12 protein-coding genes are annotated in these 15,277 nt (G+C 70.1%); 4 read left to right on the top strand and 8 right to left on the bottom strand.

Annotated features, from left to right (window positions below; genetic code table 11):
* Positions 1 to 22: 22 nt before the first annotated feature.
* On the top strand, positions 23 to 1,189 hold the full coding sequence (locus tag BM436_RS15125; RefSeq protein ID WP_093556355.1) for a PA0069 family radical SAM protein: 1,167 nt from the start codon (positions 23 to 25) through the stop codon (positions 1,187 to 1,189).
* 12 nt (positions 1,190 to 1,201) lie between these two features.
* On the opposite strand, the gene BM436_RS15120 is transcribed toward BM436_RS15125, so the two are convergent.
* Positions 1,202 to 1,786 (bottom strand): gamma-glutamylcyclotransferase, encoded by a 585-nt coding sequence (locus BM436_RS15120; RefSeq protein ID WP_093556354.1) that lies wholly within the window; start codon positions 1,784 to 1,786, stop codon positions 1,202 to 1,204.
* A 25-nt stretch (positions 1,787 to 1,811) separates the two neighbouring features.
* Positions 1,812 to 2,714 carry a LysR family transcriptional regulator gene (locus BM436_RS15115; protein WP_093556353.1) on the bottom strand — a complete coding sequence of 301 codons (903 nt, stop codon included), beginning with the start codon at positions 2,712 to 2,714 and terminating at the stop codon, positions 1,812 to 1,814.
* Positions 2,715 to 2,807: 93 nt separating this feature from the next.
* Here BM436_RS15115 and BM436_RS15110 point away from each other — a divergent pair, with 93 nt between their 5' ends.
* Both BM436_RS15110 and maiA read left to right on the top strand, forming a co-directional pair.
* The gene (locus BM436_RS15110) at positions 2,808 to 3,830 is read left to right on the top strand and encodes a fumarylacetoacetate hydrolase family protein (RefSeq protein ID WP_093556352.1); all 1,023 of its coding nucleotides are present in this window, start codon (positions 2,808 to 2,810) and stop codon (positions 3,828 to 3,830) included.
* On the top strand, positions 3,830 to 4,474 hold the full coding sequence (gene maiA, locus BM436_RS15105) for a maleylacetoacetate isomerase (RefSeq protein WP_093556351.1): 645 nt from the start codon (positions 3,830 to 3,832) through the stop codon (positions 4,472 to 4,474). The genes BM436_RS15110 and maiA overlap by 1 nt, the downstream gene beginning before the upstream one ends.
* 93 nt (positions 4,475 to 4,567) lie before the next feature.
* Here the strand turns inward: maiA and BM436_RS15100 are convergent, their stop codons facing one another.
* From BM436_RS15100 to BM436_RS15080, 5 genes are all read right to left on the bottom strand, one after another.
* Positions 4,568 to 6,283, bottom strand: a complete 1,716-nt coding sequence (locus BM436_RS15100; protein WP_229490323.1) for a diguanylate cyclase — start codon at positions 6,281 to 6,283, stop codon at positions 4,568 to 4,570.
* Positions 6,284 to 6,435: 152 nt separating this feature from the next.
* On the bottom strand, positions 6,436 to 7,602 hold the full coding sequence (locus BM436_RS15095) for an ABC transporter permease (RefSeq protein WP_093556350.1): 1,167 nt from the start codon (positions 7,600 to 7,602) through the stop codon (positions 6,436 to 6,438).
* A complete protein-coding gene (locus BM436_RS15090; protein WP_093556349.1) occupies positions 7,602 to 8,759 on the bottom strand; it encodes an ABC transporter permease in 1,158 nt (385 codons plus the stop codon). The genes BM436_RS15095 and BM436_RS15090 overlap by 1 nt, the downstream gene beginning before the upstream one ends.
* Position 8,760: 1 nt before the next feature.
* Positions 8,761 to 9,501: an ABC transporter ATP-binding protein gene (locus tag BM436_RS15085; RefSeq protein ID WP_093556348.1), complete on the bottom strand. Its 741-nt coding sequence runs from the start codon at positions 9,499 to 9,501 to the stop codon at positions 8,761 to 8,763.
* A gap of 8 nt (positions 9,502 to 9,509) precedes the next feature.
* Positions 9,510 to 10,721, bottom strand: coding sequence for an efflux RND transporter periplasmic adaptor subunit (locus BM436_RS15080; protein WP_229490321.1), 1,212 nt, complete (start codon positions 10,719 to 10,721; stop codon positions 9,510 to 9,512).
* Between the two features lie 299 nt (positions 10,722 to 11,020).
* On the opposite strand from BM436_RS15080, the gene BM436_RS15075 reads away from it, so the two are divergent.
* Positions 11,021 to 11,347 (top strand): hypothetical protein, encoded by a 327-nt coding sequence (locus tag BM436_RS15075; RefSeq protein WP_093556346.1) that lies wholly within the window; start codon positions 11,021 to 11,023, stop codon positions 11,345 to 11,347.
* Here BM436_RS15075 and BM436_RS15070 read toward each other — a convergent pair.
* Positions 11,344 to 15,267, bottom strand: a complete 3,924-nt coding sequence (locus tag BM436_RS15070; RefSeq protein ID WP_218164861.1) for an ATP-binding protein — start codon at positions 15,265 to 15,267, stop codon at positions 11,344 to 11,346. The two genes, BM436_RS15075 and BM436_RS15070, sit on opposite strands and share 4 nt — an antisense overlap.
* Positions 15,268 to 15,277: the final 10 nt, after the last annotated feature.

Raw genomic sequence — 15,277 nt, 5'->3', positions numbered from 1 at the left:
ATATACAGTATGCGAGGTTGTCATGCAGGACGACGATATTGAAGGCCAGCCCATGCTCCCGCCGGCGCCGCTGCGCGCGCAAAAGGGCCGCGGCGCGGTGTCCAATCTGCAGGGGCGCTACGAGGTGCACGGCAGGGAGCAATTCGACGATGGCTGGGGCAGCGAGGACGGGGACGGCGATGGCGGGCCGCGCGTGTTCAAGACCCACATCACCGACGAGATCGCCAAAAGCATCCTGACGCGCAACAGCTCGCCGGACATCCCCTTCAACGTGTCGCTGAACCCGTATCGCGGCTGCGAGCACGGCTGCATTTACTGCTTCGCGCGGCCCACGCACAGCTACCTGGGGCTGTCGCCCGGCATGGATTTCGAAAGCCGCATCTTCGCCAAGGTGAACGCGCCGGAATTGCTGCGCCAGGAGCTGGCCCGGCCGTCCTATGTGCCCGAGTCGATCGCGCTGGGCGTCAACACCGACGCCTACCAGCCCTGCGAGCGGGGCCTGGGGCTGACGCGGCGGATACTGGAGGTGCTGCACGAGTGCGGGCATCCGGTGGGGCTGATCACCAAGTCCTCGCTGATCGAGCGCGACATCGACCTGCTGGCCGGGATGGCTGCCAGGCGGCAGGCCTCGGTGGCCATCACCATCACCACGCTGGACCCGGCCATCGCGCGCACGCTGGAGCCGCGCGCGGCCAGCCCGGCGCGGCGGCTGCGCACGATACGCACGCTGAGCGAGGCCGGCATCCCGGTCGGCGTCAGCGTCGCGCCCGTGATTCCCTTCATCACCGAGCCGGACCTGGAGCGGGTGATCGAGGCGGCCTTCGAGGCGGGGGCGCTGAACGCCAACTACATCATCCTCAGGCTGCCGTGGGAGGTGAGTCCGCTGTTCCAGCAGTGGCTGGAGGCGCATTTCCCGGAGCGCGCGCAGCGCGTGATGAACCGCGTGCGCGACATGCGGGGCGGCAAGGACTACGACAGCGACTTCGGCAAGCGCATGAGCGGCGAGGGCGTGTGGGCGGACCTGGTGCGCCAGCGCGCCGAGAAGGCCATCCGCCGCTTCGGCATGGAAAAGCGCGGCACCCGTTTCCGCCAGCTGGACGCCTCCGCCTTCAAGCGCCCGCTGGTGGTGCCCCCCATGGGCGCGAAGGCCAAGGCGGCCGCGTCGGCGGGGCAGATGGATTTGTTCTAGACCGGGGGCTACTCAGATTTCGCCGCTGTTGATGAGGTCCACGAGGAACTGCTCGATGGCGAACACGTGCGGATCGTGCTTGCCCATTTCGCGCAGGCTGATGGCGAGCTGCATCAGGTAGTCGCTGTTGGGGCCGCTGGGGCCGGCGGAGCGGGCGATGTGGTGGGCGATCTCCTCCTCGCTGGCCGCGCCCAGGTAGGCCGCGTTGTCCTCCCGCGCGATATAGACCACGCCCTCCGCCACGCCGCGGTCGCCATCCTCCATGCCGATGTCCACCACCACCCGCAGGTAGCCGTTCTTTTCCCGGTAGTCCAGGTGCTCGAACACCTCCGGGGCGATCAGGTAGGCCATGCCGTGGCAGACGGCGCCCGTCTGGGGAATGATGGTCACCACCCGGCCCGGCGCGTCGGGCGTGCCGCGGTGGTCGTGCGAGCCCTGCCAGAAGCGCCGCGCCCAGCCCTGGATATGGGCCGGGCGGCGTTCCAGGTAGGGGAAGTCCGCCTTGTAGATCAGTGAACCGTAACCGAACACCCACACCTGCTGGTGTCCATCGAACTTGTCCATCCGCCGGTTGATTTCGATGGTGTTGGCCGACATGCCGCGTCCCGAGCAAAAGGAGGAATTATAAGGCGAGTGAGGGCGGCGTCCGCCACTCGTGTTGCGAAACGAACTGGAACAGGAAGTCGGCGAAGCTCTGCGCGGCGGGGGAGAGCGAGCGGGCGCTCTTGGTGTAGAGGAAGAAGCGCCGCGTGAGCTCGGGCTCTTGCAGCGGCCGCATGCGCAGTCCGTAGAGCTTGACCATGGGCGCCGCGTACGGGATGCAGGCCGTCACGCCGAGGTTGGCATTGACCATGGCCAGCGCCGTCGTCATGAAGGTCACCTCGTTGTAGGGCTTGAGCGGCACGTCGCGCAGCAGCCGCTCGGTGAACTGGCCCTCCAGCGCGATCAGCGGGTAGCGCTCCACGTCGGCCCAGGTCACCCGTTCCTGCCGCTCCAGCGGATGCCCGCCGGGGAACACCAGCACGAAGGGCATCTCGAACAATAGTTGCGCGGCGATCTCGGCCGCAGGGTCCCGCTCGGGCCCGATGCCGAAGTCGACCTCGCCGCTGAACACGCGGCCGGACACGTTCTCCACCGGGCAGTCGACCAGCTTCACCTGCACCTCCGGGTGCGCCCCGCGGTAGGCGGCCATCACCTCCGGCAGCAGCGTGCACGCCATCATCTGCGGCGCGGCCACCCGCACCAGGCCTTTTTTCAGCGCCTTGCGGTTGGCGATGTCGGCCATGGCGCCGTCCAGGTCCTGGATCATCTTGTCGAACAGCGGATAGAGCTCGCGCCCGATCTCGGACAGCTGCGCGCGCCGCGTGTTGCGCTCCAGTACTTTCACGCCCAGCAATTGCTCCAGCTCCTTGATCTGGCCGCTGAGCGCCGATTGCGTCACGTGCAGGGTCTCGGCGGCCAGCGTGAAGCTGCCGCTCTTGGCGATGGCGACCAGGGCGCGCATCTGGCGCAGGGTTGGACTCATGAGGAAATCTGATAAATCGATTGGAAAATACCGTTTGTATGATATCTCATTCTGGATTCTAATATCGGCACACACTCCACCGAAGGATCCCGCATGAAACTCGCCACCTTGAAAAACGGCAGCCGCGACGGCGCCCTGATCGTCGTCAGCCGAGACCTGACCCGCTACCTGAGCGCCGCCATGGTCGCCCCCACCCTGCAGGCCGCGCTGGACAACTGGGACTTCGCCGCGCCGCAACTGGCCGCGCTGTACCAGGCGCTGAACGACGGCGGGGCGGCCGAGGCCAGGCCCTTCGACGAAAGCCAGTGCCACTCGCCGCTGCCGCGCGCCTACCAGTGGGCCGACGGCTCGGCCTACATCAACCACGTGGAGCTGGTGCGCAAGGCCCGCAACGCCGAGGTGCCGGCCTCCTTCTACACCGACCCGCTGATGTACCAGGGCGGTTCGGACAGCTTCGTCGGCCCGCGCGACCGCATCTACGCGCTCAGCGAGGAGTGGGGCATCGACCTGGAGGCGGAAGTGGCCGTGGTCACGGGCGACGTCAAGATGGGCGCCAGCGACGCCGACGCGGCCAAGGCGATCCGCCTGGTCATGCTGGTCAACGACGTCTCGCTGCGCAACCTGATTCCGAACGAGCTGGCCAAGGGTTTCGGCTTCTTCAACTCCAAGCCGGCCAGCGCCTTCTCGCCGGTGGCGGTGACGCCGGACGAACTGGGCGCGCACTGGACCGGCGGCAAGCTGCACTTGCCGCTCACCGTCACCCTGAACCACCAGCCCTTCGGCAAGCCGAACGCCGGCGAGGACATGACCTTCAGCTTCGCGCAACTGGTGGCGCACGCCGCCCGCACGCGCGAACTGTGCGCCGGCACCATCATCGGCTCGGGCACGGTGTCCAACAAGCAGGGCGGCCTGCACGGCTCCAGCATCGCCAACGGCGGCGTGGGCTACTGCTGCCTGGCCGAGGTGCGCATGTACGAGACCATCGAGGGCGGCCAGCCGGCGACCGGCTACCTGAAGTTCGGCGACAGCGTGCGCATCGAGATGCTGGACGAGCGCGGCGCCAGCATCTTCGGCGCCATCGACCAGACCGTGGCGCATTACCGGGAGAAGGGCTGATGAGGCTATACACCTATTTCCGCAGTTCGGCCGCCTACCGCGTCCGCATCGCGCTCAACCTGAAGGCGCTGCCGTACGAGGCGGTGCCGGTGCACCTGCTGCGCGACGGCGGCGAGCAGTTGGGCGCGGCCTTCCGGGCCGTGAATCCCGGCGCGCTGCTGCCGGCGCTGGAGGACGGCGACACCACGGTGACGCAGTCGCTGGCCATCATGGAATACCTGGAGGAGCGGCATCCGCTGGTGCCGCTGCTGCCGGCCGACGCGGCGGGCCGCGCCCGCGTGCGCGGCCTGGCCATGGACATCGCCTGCGACACCCACCCGCTGGGCAACCTGCGCGTGCTGAAGTACCTGGTGCACACGCTGAAGCTGGACGAGGAGGCCAAGCTGGAATGGCTGCGCCACTGGATGGGCCTGGGACTGGCGACGGTGGAGGAGCATCTGGCGCGCGACGTGGCCACCGGCCGCTTCTGCCACGGCGACACGCCGAGCATGGCCGACTGCTGCCTGGTGCCGCAGGTGTTCAACGCGCGGCGCTTCGGGCTGGACCTGGAATCCTATCCGAACATCGCGCGCGTGGACGCCAACTGCGCGGCGTTGCCGGCGTTCCAGGCCGCCCATCCGTCCGCGCAGCCGGACGCGGAATAATCGCCGGCCTGAAACCGGGGACAGACCGTCCGCGCCACAGGTCCCGGCAAAGGCATGGGACTTGGATCGCGGGTCTGTCCCCTATCGGACGCATCAGGCCGTGGCCAGCACCACCCGGTCGCGGCCCTCGTTCTTGGCGCGGTACAGCGCCTTGTCCGCCCGCATCAGCAGCGAGGACGGCGAATCCGGCGCCTCCTGCGGCCGCGTCGCGGCCACGCCGATGCTGATCGTCAGCGTGATTTTCAAGCCCCCGTCCACTTCGATCCGCAGGCGCGCCGCCGCGTCGCGCAGGCGCTCGGCGGCGTTGCCGGCCACGTCGATGTCGGTCTCCGGCATCAGCAGCACGAACTCCTCGCCGCCGAAGCGCGCCACCATGTCGATGCTGCGCATGGAGGAGGCCAGCATGCTGGCCACGGCCACGATGGCGCGGTCGCCGATGTCGTGGCCGTAGGTGTCGTTGATGCGCTTGAAGTGGTCGATGTCCACCATCAGCAGCGACAGCGGATGGCGGAAGCGGCGCGCCCGCTCCAGCTCCTTGGAAATCTGCTCCGTCATCTTGCGCCGGTTGGCGATGCCGGTCAGCGGGTCGGTGGTGGCCAGCTGCTCCAGCTTGTTGTTGGCCATCAGCAGCTCCAGCGTGCGCTGCAGCACGCGGTCCTCCAGGTTGTTGCGCTCGTCGTTCAGCGCGGTCATGGTGCGGCGGCGCGAGCGCAGCGCCATCACCAGCGCCGTGATCAGCACGCCCTCCATCACGATCAGGGTCAGGCCCAGGATGATCTGCCAGCGGTACAGCTCCCACACGCCCTGCGGCCGGTTCAGCAGCACCGCGCCGGGCGGTATGTGGCGCAACTGGTGGCGCTCGGCGGTGGGGAAGTCGAACACGTAGCGCTGCACGGCGCCCAAGTCGGGGCGCTGTCCCTGCAGCACGTTGGCGATCACGCGGCCGATGTTCTCGCCGCTGAGCACATAGCCGCCCGCGATCCCGGGCAGCACCAGCGATTCCACGTGGGTGAACACCGGCACCTGCGCCACCGCGGCCAGCTTGCGCGCCACCACGGCCGGCAAGCCCTTGGCGCCGGTGTTGTCGCCGTAGGTGGCGAACATCAGGATGGCGGTGTCGCCGCTGAGCAGGGCCGCGCGGCGGTACAACTCGTCGAAGCTCTGGTTGTCCCAGTAGTCCACGGTGAGGATCTTGCCGTAGGGGCGGGCCGCGTCGCGCGCGCCGGCGATCCACTCCTGCACCCGCGGCGAGCGGTCGCCCACCACCACCACGCGCCGCGTGTGCGGCGCCACGCGCGTGATCACGCCCAGCATGCGCACATAGTCGGGCACCACCTCCAGCGCCTCGCCGTCCTTCGGGCGCCAGTTCTTGCGGCCGTGGTTGACGTAATAGCGCGGCACGCCGGGGAACAGCTCGGGATGGCTGTGCAGGAAGGTGGCGGCCAGGTAGTTCTCGGTGACCACCGCGTCCAGCTTGACCTCGGCGTATTTGGTCTTCAGGTAGGGGCCCATGCTGTCCAGCGAGGGCTTGTCGCCCACCCGGATCGCGTCGAAGCGCTCCTCGAAGATGCTGGGCGGCTCGCCCCAGGTCTTCTTGCCCAGTTCATCGTACAGGCCCTTGTGCACCATGGCTTGCCACACGGAGGCCGAGTCCGAGCCGAGCGAATACAGCACCAGCACCTTGCGCTCCTCGGCCGCCATGGCCGGCGCGGCCAGCGTCACGGCCAGCAGCAGGCACGCCAGGCGGCACAACGCCTGCCGCAGGGCGTGCAGGACGGTACGACTGGCGGCGGCGGATCGCATGGGCATGGGGGACGCGGGTTTGCTGGAAAGAAAGTGTAGCACGAGTTTTTGCCGGTCGGTCAAACTTGCGCAGCCGTGCGTGCTCTAGACAACCGTGCGCACGAATGGTTCCGCGATGGAGGGAGAAATATAGCCCGGATCGATCGCTTGAGCGAGGATCACGCGGCCCGCAGCGCGTCCACGATCCGCATGCGGGCGGCGCGCAGGGCGGGCAGGAAGCCGCCGACGACGCCCATCAGCAGCGAGAATAGCAGCGTCTTGACGACGATGGCGCCATTGAGCTTGAAGCCGAACGCCAGTTCGGAGAAGGACTGGAAATTGGTGGTGGAGAAGGACAGGAACTGCATGAACGACGCGAACAGCAGCCCCGCCGCGCCGCCCGCCAGCGCCAGCAGCATGGACTCGGCCAGGAAGGCGGCCAGGATGTTGCGCCGCTGGTAGCCCAGCGCGCGCAGCGTGCCGATCTCGGCGGTGCGGTTGGCCACCGAGGCGTACATGGTGATGGCCGCCCCGATCGTCGCGCCGATCGAGAAGATGATGGACAGGGTCAGGCCGAGGATGCTGATGAAGGTCGACAACGCCTTCGACTGGTCCGAATAAAAGGTTTGCTCGCGCTTGGCTTCCAGCGTCAGCCGCGGGTCCGATTCGATGGCGCGCTTGAACGCGTCGAACCCGGCGGCGCCGCCCAGCCGCAGCACCATGGACGAGAAGCCGTTGCGCCGGAAGGCCTGCATCAGCTGGTCGGCGTCGCCCCAGATCTCGGAATCGAAGCCGCTGTTGCCGGCGTCGAACAGGCCGACCACGGTCCATTCGCGCTGGCCGAAGCGCAGCTTCTCGCCGATGCCGGCGCCCGAGAAGCGCCGCGCGATGCTGGCGCCGGCGATGATCTCGGACGCGCCGGGCCGGAACATGCGTCCGGCCACCAGCCGCACCTGCGGCCGCAGCGTCAGGCCGCGCTGGCTCACGCCGCGGATCACCACGTTGGACGGCTTGTCCGAGCCGCGCTTGTTCAGCGAGATCAGCACAACCGTCTCCTTCGACAGCATGGCCTGGCCGTCCGGGCCCGGCGCGATGGCGGGATGGCTGGCCACGATGGCGGCCTGCGCCCGGTCTATGCCGCTTTGCACCTCGCTCTCGGCCGAGCGGCGTATCACCATCACGTTGTCGTACTCGCCGGTGGTGACCAAGGTGGTGCGCAGGCCCTCGTCCAGCATCAGCACGGTGGCGAACACGAACACCACCAGCGCCAGGCCGGCGGCGGTCAAGGTGGTGGTCAGGCGCCGCGCCCACAGGTTGCGCGCGATGTAGGCCAGGGGGATGCGCATCAGCCTATGCTCCGCAGGCCGTCGACGATGTTCACGTTCACCGCGCGCAGCGTGGGCGCGATGCCGGCCACCACGCCGATCAGCAGCGCGGCCAGCACCTGCAGCGGCAGGGTGGCCGGCGCCACCTGGAACACGGGGAACATGGTGCCCATGGCCGCGCCGACGGCGGCCGTCAGCGGGAACAGCAGCGCGATGCCGAGCAGGCCGCCGGCCAGCGCCAGCAGCAGCGATTCGCCGAAGATCAGCGCGGCCAGGTAGCCGGGGCCGAAGCCCAGCGCCTTCAGCGTCGCGTACTCCGACAGCCGCTCGCGCGCGCTCATGGCCATGGTGTTGGCCATCACCGCCATGATGATCACGATGACGACGTAGGACACCGCCCGCACCGCCACCACGATGGCCTCGGACATGGACACGAAGCCGAGCTGGAAGGCCTTCTCGGTCTCGGTCAGCGTCTCGGCCAGCGAGTTGCGGAACTGCCGGTCGATGGCGCCGGAGACCGCGGCCGCGTCCTCCGCGCGCGCGATCCGCACCACGTACACGCCGACCTGGTTGGCGCGGCGCGGAGAGATCTTCCTCAATCCCTCGTTCACATAGTCCCAGTGGAAGAACATGGTGGCGGTGTTGGTGTCGGGCCGCCGTCCCTCGTAGATGCCGCGCACCACGAATTCCCATTGGCCGGGGTAGATGGTGCCGCGCAGCGGCAGCGCGTCGCCCACCTTGAGGCCGTACTGGTCGGCCAGCTTGCGGCCGACGATGGCGCCCTTGCGGTCGCGCAGGAAGGCGGCGCGCTCGGCCTCGCCCAGCAGGTAGTCGGGGTAGATGTCCAGGTAGCTGGCGCCGGAGATGGCGAATTGCGCGAAGAAGTTCTTCGGGTCCTTGTAGACGCCGCCGAACCAGTTGGCGTAGCCCACGCCGGACACGCCCTCCACGGCGCGGATGCGGGCCTGGTAGGCCAGCGGCAGCGGGAACACCAGCGAGGTGGCGTTGCGCGTGACCAAGGTGGTGGCGGACGCGCCCTCGGCGCCGGCGTACCACGCGTGGACCACTGTTTGCAGCAGGCCGAAGGAGAGCGTGGCCACCACCAGGCCGAGCACCGTCAGCGCCGTGCGCAGCTTGTGGCGCAGGGGGTTCCTGGCGATCAGCTTGAGCAGCTGCATGCTAGCCCCGCGGCTCGGCGATCAGCTCGCCTTTTTCCAGGTGGATCAGCGTGCGCGCCCGCGCCGCCGCGTGGGCGTCGTGCGTGACCATGATGATGGTCTTGCCCAGCTCCCGGTTCAACTGGTTCAGCAGCGCCAGCACGTCGGCGGCGGACTGGCGGTCCAGGTCCCCGGTCGGCTCGTCGGCCACGATCAGCGTGGGATCGGCGACGATGGCGCGCGCGATCGCCACGCGCTGCTGCTGGCCGCCGGACAGCTCGTTCGGCGTGTGGTCCATGCGGTCGGACAGGCCCACCATGGCCAGCGTCAGCTCGACGCGCTCCCTGCGCTCGCGCCGCGACAAGGACGTGAGCAGCAGCGGCAGCTCCACGTTCTCGTAGGCCGACAGCACCGGCATCAGGTTGTAGAACTGGAAGATGAAGCCCACGTTGGCGGCGCGCCAGTGCGCCAGGTCGGTCTCCGACATGGCCGCGATATCGAGGCCGTCCACGCGCAGCAGGCCGGCGTCCGGCTTGTCGATGCCGGCGATCAGGTTGAGCAGGGTGCTCTTGCCGGAGCCGGAGGGGCCCATCAGCGCGGTGAAGTCGCCGGCCCTTATCTCCAGCGAGATGTCGGTCAGCACCGGCACGATCTGGCCGCCGCGCCGGTAGGACTTGACCAGGTGCTCGATGCGCACCAGCGCGGGCGCGCCGGCGCCGTCGGCCGCGCTTTGGTCCGATTCTCCTCGCACTCCTTCTTTCATTTCGCCGTTCATTTCTTGGCGACCGTCACCGGCTGGCCGTCCCGCAGGTCGGGACCGGGATGGAGCACCACCTGGTCGCCCGGCCGCGCGCCCCGCACCTCCACCAACTCCCCCACCTTGCGTCCCGGCGTCACCGCCACCTGGCGCAGCTTGCCGCCATCGACCACCAGCAGCGCCGCCTTGCCGTCGCGCGTGGCGATGGCCGCCGGCTGCACGGCCGTCACCGGCGCCTTGTCCGCCGCCGGCACGGGCTTGGACAGGAAGGCCACCTTCGCGCTCATGTCCGGCAGCACGCGCGGGTCGCGCTCCAGGAAGCGCACCTTCACCAGCAGGGTGGCCTTGCCGCGGTCCACTGTCGGCACCATGCGCGAGACCACGCCGGCCAGGCGCAGTTCGGGGAAGGCGTCCAGCTGGATCTCGGCCGGCTGGTCGGCGCGGATCTTCGCCAGCGACGACTCCGACACGTCCGCCTCCACCTCCAGCGTGTCCATGTCCGCGATGGTCACCACCGCGCCCTTGCTGTCGGCGGCGGAGGAGAAGGGGGTGATGTTGTCGCCCACGTTGGCGTTCTTGGTGAGGATCACGCCGTCGAAGGGCGCGCGGATCGAGGTCTGGTCCAGCGCCACCTGGGCCGACTGCGCGCCGGCGCGGGCCGCGGCGATGGCCGCGCGCTGCGCCGCGATGGCGGCCCTGGCCTTGTTGTAGCGCGCCAGCGCCGCGTCGTGGCTGGCCGCCGCGATGAACTTCTGCGCCAACAGCTCGCTGGCGCGCTGGTAGGCCCGCTGCGCGTCCGCCAACTCGGCCTGGCCCTGTTCCAGGTTGGCCTGCGCCACCTTGACGTTGGCCTGGGCCTGGCCCAGCGCGGCCGCCACGTCGCGGCTTTCCAGGCGCGCCACCACCTCGTCCCGCTTCACGCGCGAGCCCTCCAGCACGCCCAGCCACTCCAGCCGCCCGGTGGCCTTGGACGCCAGCGCCGCCTTGCGCTGCGCCACCACGTAGCCGGTGGCGTTGAGCAGCGTGTAGTCCTGCGACGGGTAAGCCAGCGACACCGTCACCGTCTCCACGCTTGCGGCGCCGCCGAACTGCCTGGCGACGAGGACGCCGGCCAGGGCCAGCGCCAGCAGGGCCGCGCCGATCCTGATCCACTTGCGGCCCCGGGCCGGCGCCTGCGCGGGGCCGCGCTCTATCTTCAATCTGGACAGGTCGGGAGTGGTGGACACGCTTGCCTCGTCTGAAGGTTTTGTCAACGGATAGTGCGGCAAATCCCCACTGGCCGCAAGCGAACCCCGGCGTGGTATTTCCGCACAGTTTCCACAGCCGTATTGTGTTGTTTATTTTATATTCATACTACCCCGGCTTTGCGCCGAAAAGGGAGCCGGGATGAGAACGACATCAGGATGGAGCCGCCCTCGCGCGGCGCGGGCGCGCGGGCCGCTTCCTGGGTTCGCTGTGGCGCCGCATTCCGCGCCTGTGCGCCGACGCGCCGTCGCCGATCAGCGACGCCGATTTCGGCCGGGAAATGGCGATCGAGACGATCAAGGCCATCGGGCCGCGCAGCTGGCGCGACCTGATCTGCGTCTCGGGCAGCGCCACCAACGACGGCGGCCTGGTGTTCCGCAGCAATTGCGGCGCCGCGGTCATGGTGCACTGGTGCTTTTCCTCCGGCCCGGTGTGCCAGTTCGGCCAGGCCGCCGGGCTGGCGCCGGGCGCCAGCTACACCACCTATTTCGGCAACCAGAGCACGATCTGGTACGCGGCCTGCCCCAGTTTCTACGAGGGCCGCTCGGTGTACACCAACCAGGTCGACGGCCTGCGCAAATACACCTGTTCCTATTACTCGCGCTAGCCGGCGGCGGCGTCTTCCAGCAGCGCCCGCAACTGCGCGGGATCGACCGGCTTGACGAGGTGGCGGCTGAAGCCGGCCGCCGACGAGCGCTGGCGGTCGGCCTGCTGGCCGTAGCCGGACAGGGCCACCAGCCGGGTGCCGGCCAGCGCCGGCTGGCGCCGCAGTTCGGCCGCCAGTTCGTAGCCGTCCATGCCGGGCAGGCCGATGTCGAGGATGGCCAGGTCGGGACGGATGCTGCGGGCCAGCGACAGCGCGCTGGCGGGGTCGGCCAGCGCGTACACGTCGTGGCCTTGTAGTTCCAGCAGCTCGCGCAGGGACTCGAGCATGTCCACGTTGTCGTCCACCAGCATCACGCGGCGTCGCGGGACGCCGCCGGCGGACGGCGCGCCCACCGGCGCGGCCGCGCCGTTCGCTGGCGGGGCCGCGCGGGCCGCGCGCCCCGGCTGCGCCGCCGGCGCCGCGAGCGACGCCGCGCCGGAGGGCCCGCCAGCCAGCGGCAGCCGCAGCTCGAACACGCTGCCCTGGCCCAGCCCGGCGCTGCTGGCGCGCACCGTGCCGCCGTGCAACTCAACCAGGCTGCGCACGATGGCCAGGCCCAGTCCCAGCCCGCCCTGCGAGCGGTCCAGCGCCTGGCGCTCCTGCACGAACATGTCGAACAGGCGCGGCAGCATGTCGGGGGCGATGCCGATGCCGTTGTCTTGTATCCGCAGCGCCACCTCGCCGTCCTCGACCGCCGCGGCCACCCGTATGGTTCCGCCGCGATTGGTGTACTTGGCCGCGTTGGTCAACAGGTTGGACAGCACCTGCGTGAAGCGCACCGGGTCCGCGTCCACCGGCAGACCGGCCGCGGCCACGTCCAGCCGCAGACTGTGCTGGCGCGCCTCCATCAGCGGGCCGACCGTTTCCACCGCCTGCGCCAGCAGCGCGCCCAGTTCCACGCGCTCGGGCCGCAGCGCGATCTTGCCCTGCGCGATGCGGGCCACGTCGAGCAGGTCGTCCACCAGCCGCACCAGGTGCCGCGCCTGGCGCTCGATCACCGCGTGCTCGCGCTCCGCGTTGCCCAGGCCTTTGAGTTGCATCAGCTCCAGCGCGATCAGGATGGGCGACAGGGGATTGCGCAGTTCATGCCCCAGCATGGCCAGGAATTCGTCCTTGGCGCGGTTGGCCACCTCGGCCGCGCGGCGCGCGCGCACCAGTTCGCTCACCTCGAAGGCCACGATGGCCACGCGGTCGACCACGCCGGCGCCGTTGAGGATGGGCTGGTGCACATAATCGAAATAGCATTCCTGTTGGGCGCCATCCGGCCCGCGCGCCAGCAGGACGCGGCGCGCGCTGCCGGTGCGGGCCTGGCCGCTGGCGTACACCCGCTCCAGCTCCTCGATCATGCCCTGGCCGTCCAGGTCGGGGAAGGCTTGCCGGAACGGCAGGCCCATGGCCTCGCGCCCGCCCACCAGCTCCTCGAAGCGCTGGTTCAGCAACTCGAACACCAGCGCCGGGCCGCGCAGGATGGCGATGGCCATCGGCGCCTGCCGGAACACGGCCGCCATGCGGCTGGCGTGCGCGCTCTCGACCTGGCGCATGCGGTGGCGCATCAGCTGCGAGTCCACGCGGGTCAGCAGCTCCTTGGCCGAGAAGGGCTTGACCAGGTAGTCGTCCGCGCCCGCGGTCAGGCCCTCGATGCGCGCCTCCTCGCCGGCGCGGGCCGACAGCAGCAGCACCGGCGTGTCGCGCAGCGCGGGGTCGGCGCGCACCGCCGCCAGCAGGCCGAAGCCGTCCAGCTCCGGCATCATCACGTCGGAGATGATCAGGTCCGGCGGCTGCGCGCGCGCCGCCTCCAGCGCGGCCCGGCCGTTGGCCGCCACGCCCACGCTCCAGCGCTCGCGCAGCAGGCGGTGCAGATAGGCGCGCATGTCGGCGTTGTCGTCGGCCACCAGCACGTGCGCGGTCTGCGCCAGCGTGCTGGCGGTGGCCAGCGCGGCGGCCGTGACGGCGGTGGCGGCCGCCATGTCCGCGGCCTCCGGTCCGGCGCCGGCCCCCGGCGCCGGCGCGGCGTCCCGCTCCGGCAGCCAGCGCAGCGCCTCGGCGGTGTAGCTGCGCAGCGTGGCGCCGGCCGCCACGCCGCCGGCCGGCCGGTCCGCCTGGGTCAGTTGTTCATCGCGCAGATGGGCGCGTCCCAGCGGCACGGTCACGGTGAAGCGGCTGCCCTTGCCCAACTCGCTGTCGACGCGGATGCCGCCCTGGTGCAGCTCCACCAGGTCGCGCACCAGCGCCAGGCCGATGCCGGTGCCCTCGTGGGTGCGCGAGCGCGCGCCGTCCACGCGGCGGAAACGCTCGAAGACGTGTTCCAGGTGCTCGGCCGCGATGCCGCCGCCGGTGTCGGCCACCCGCAGCACGGCGTCGCCGCCCACCTGTTCCAGCGTGACGCGGATGCCGCCCTCGAAGGTGAACTTGAACGCGTTCGACAGCAGGTTGAGCACGATCTTTTCCCACAGCGCGGGGTCCACGTAGGCCGGCGTGGACAGCGGCGCGCAGCGCACCTCCAGCGCCAGGCCGGCGCCCTCGACGATGGAGCGGAAACCGCTGGCCAGGTCGCGCGTCAGCGCGCCCAGGTCCACCCGCGCGTAGGCGGCCTGCATGCGCCCGGCCTGCACGCGCGAGAAGTCGAGCAGCGTGTTGACCAGCCGCTGCAGCCGCAGCGCGTTGCGGTGCGCCAGTTCCAGCCGCTCGCGCTGGGCGTCCGGCAGCCAGCCCTCGTCGGACAGCACGTCCTCGATCGGCCCCAGCATCAGCGTCAGCGGCGTGCGGAACTCGTGGCTGACGTTGGAGAAGAAGGCGGTCTTGGCCCGGTCCAGTTCGGCCAGCATGTCGGCCCGCTGGCGCTGGGCCTCGGCGCCCATGGCGTTCTGCAAGGCGGCCGCCACCTGGCCGGCCACCAGTTCGAAGAAGGTGCGGTATTCGCCGTCCAGCCGGCAGGCCGGGCTCACGCCCAGCACCAGCACGCCCAGTGGCCGCTCCTGGCCCGGCATGGCCAGCGGCAGCGCCAGCGCCTGCGTGACGCGCTGGTGCGCCAGTCCCAGCGGCAGCGCGTCCAGGTCGCCCACCGCCAGCACGCGGCTGGCGCCGTCGGCGCACACCTGGCGCACCGGCCAGCGCGGGGGCGCCCCGTCGCCGGCCAGCGGCAGGCTGGCGGGCGCCACGTCGCCGCCGGCCGGCACGTGCGCGGCCTGCCGCAGCCGCGCGTGGCCGCCGTCGTCGTCGATCAGGTACAGCAGCGCGAACGGCATGTCCTGCGGGTTGCGGGCGATGGTCTGCATCGCCTTGTCGCAGGCGCCGGCCACGCTGTCCTCGCGCAGCGCGGACGCGGACAGCGCCGACAGCGTCGCCAGCCGGCGCGTGTTCAGGTTGCTGGAGGTGGCGTTGGTGGAGGGGCAGAACAGCCCGCCCACGCCGCCGGACTCGTCGACGATGGGGCTGTAGGAGAAGGAATACCAGGTCTCCTCCAGCCAGTTGCCGCGGTGCATGAACAGCTGCACGTCGTCGACGAAGGTGGCCTCGGCGTGGCGGAACACCTTGTCCGCCAGCGGGCCACAGAAGTCCCAGATCTCCGACCACACGTGGGCGGCCGGGCGGCCCAGCGCGTGCGGGTGCTTGGCCACGCTGAGCACGTCGATGTAGGCGTCGTTGTAGAGGAAGGTGGCCTCCGGGCCCCAGCCTATCCACATCGGATGGCTGGAGTTGAGCATCAGGCTGACCGCCGTGCGCAGGCTTTGCGGCCAGGCGCGCAGGTCGCCCAGCGGCGTGTCGGTCCAGTCGTACTCGGCGATGCGCCGCCCCATTTCGCCGGGCGAGGCGAGGAAGCTCAGGCCGCCGTGGCGGCCGTTCGGCGCGGCCGGCAGGCGCGCGTGTGTCAATTCGCTCAACTCTTCTCCA

It is taken from the genome of Pseudoduganella namucuonensis, from assembly GCF_900116645.1.
GTDB classification, from domain to species: Bacteria; Pseudomonadota; Gammaproteobacteria; order Burkholderiales; family Burkholderiaceae_D; genus Rugamonas; species Rugamonas namucuonensis.
This window is presented reverse-complemented; position numbering and strand designations above follow the sequence as displayed.

What these genes read in the sequence shown, in the direction of transcription:
- BM436_RS15125 (WP_093556355.1), top strand. Translation starts at nt 23, where the DNA reads ATGCAGGACGACGATATTGAAGGCCAGCCCATGCTCCCGCCGGCGCCG.
- BM436_RS15110 (WP_093556352.1), top strand. Translation starts at nt 2,808, where the DNA reads ATGAAACTCGCCACCTTGAAAAACGGCAGCCGCGACGGCGCCCTGATC.
- BM436_RS15115 (WP_093556353.1), bottom strand. Translation starts at nt 2,714, where the DNA reads ATGAGTCCAACCCTGCGCCAGATGCGCGCCCTGGTCGCCATCGCCAAG.
- BM436_RS15095 (WP_093556350.1), bottom strand. Translation starts at nt 7,602, where the DNA reads ATGCGCATCCCCCTGGCCTACATCGCGCGCAACCTGTGGGCGCGGCGC.
- BM436_RS15075 (WP_093556346.1), top strand. Translation starts at nt 11,021, where the DNA reads ATGGCGATCGAGACGATCAAGGCCATCGGGCCGCGCAGCTGGCGCGAC.
- BM436_RS15085 (WP_093556348.1), bottom strand. Translation starts at nt 9,501, where the DNA reads ATGAAAGAAGGAGTGCGAGGAGAATCGGACCAAAGCGCGGCCGACGGC.
- maiA (WP_093556351.1), top strand. Translation starts at nt 3,830, where the DNA reads ATGAGGCTATACACCTATTTCCGCAGTTCGGCCGCCTACCGCGTCCGC.
- BM436_RS15090 (WP_093556349.1), bottom strand. Translation starts at nt 8,759, where the DNA reads ATGCAGCTGCTCAAGCTGATCGCCAGGAACCCCCTGCGCCACAAGCTG.
- BM436_RS15100 (WP_229490323.1), bottom strand. Translation starts at nt 6,283, where the DNA reads ATGCCCATGCGATCCGCCGCCGCCAGTCGTACCGTCCTGCACGCCCTG.
- BM436_RS15120 (WP_093556354.1), bottom strand. Translation starts at nt 1,786, where the DNA reads ATGTCGGCCAACACCATCGAAATCAACCGGCGGATGGACAAGTTCGAT.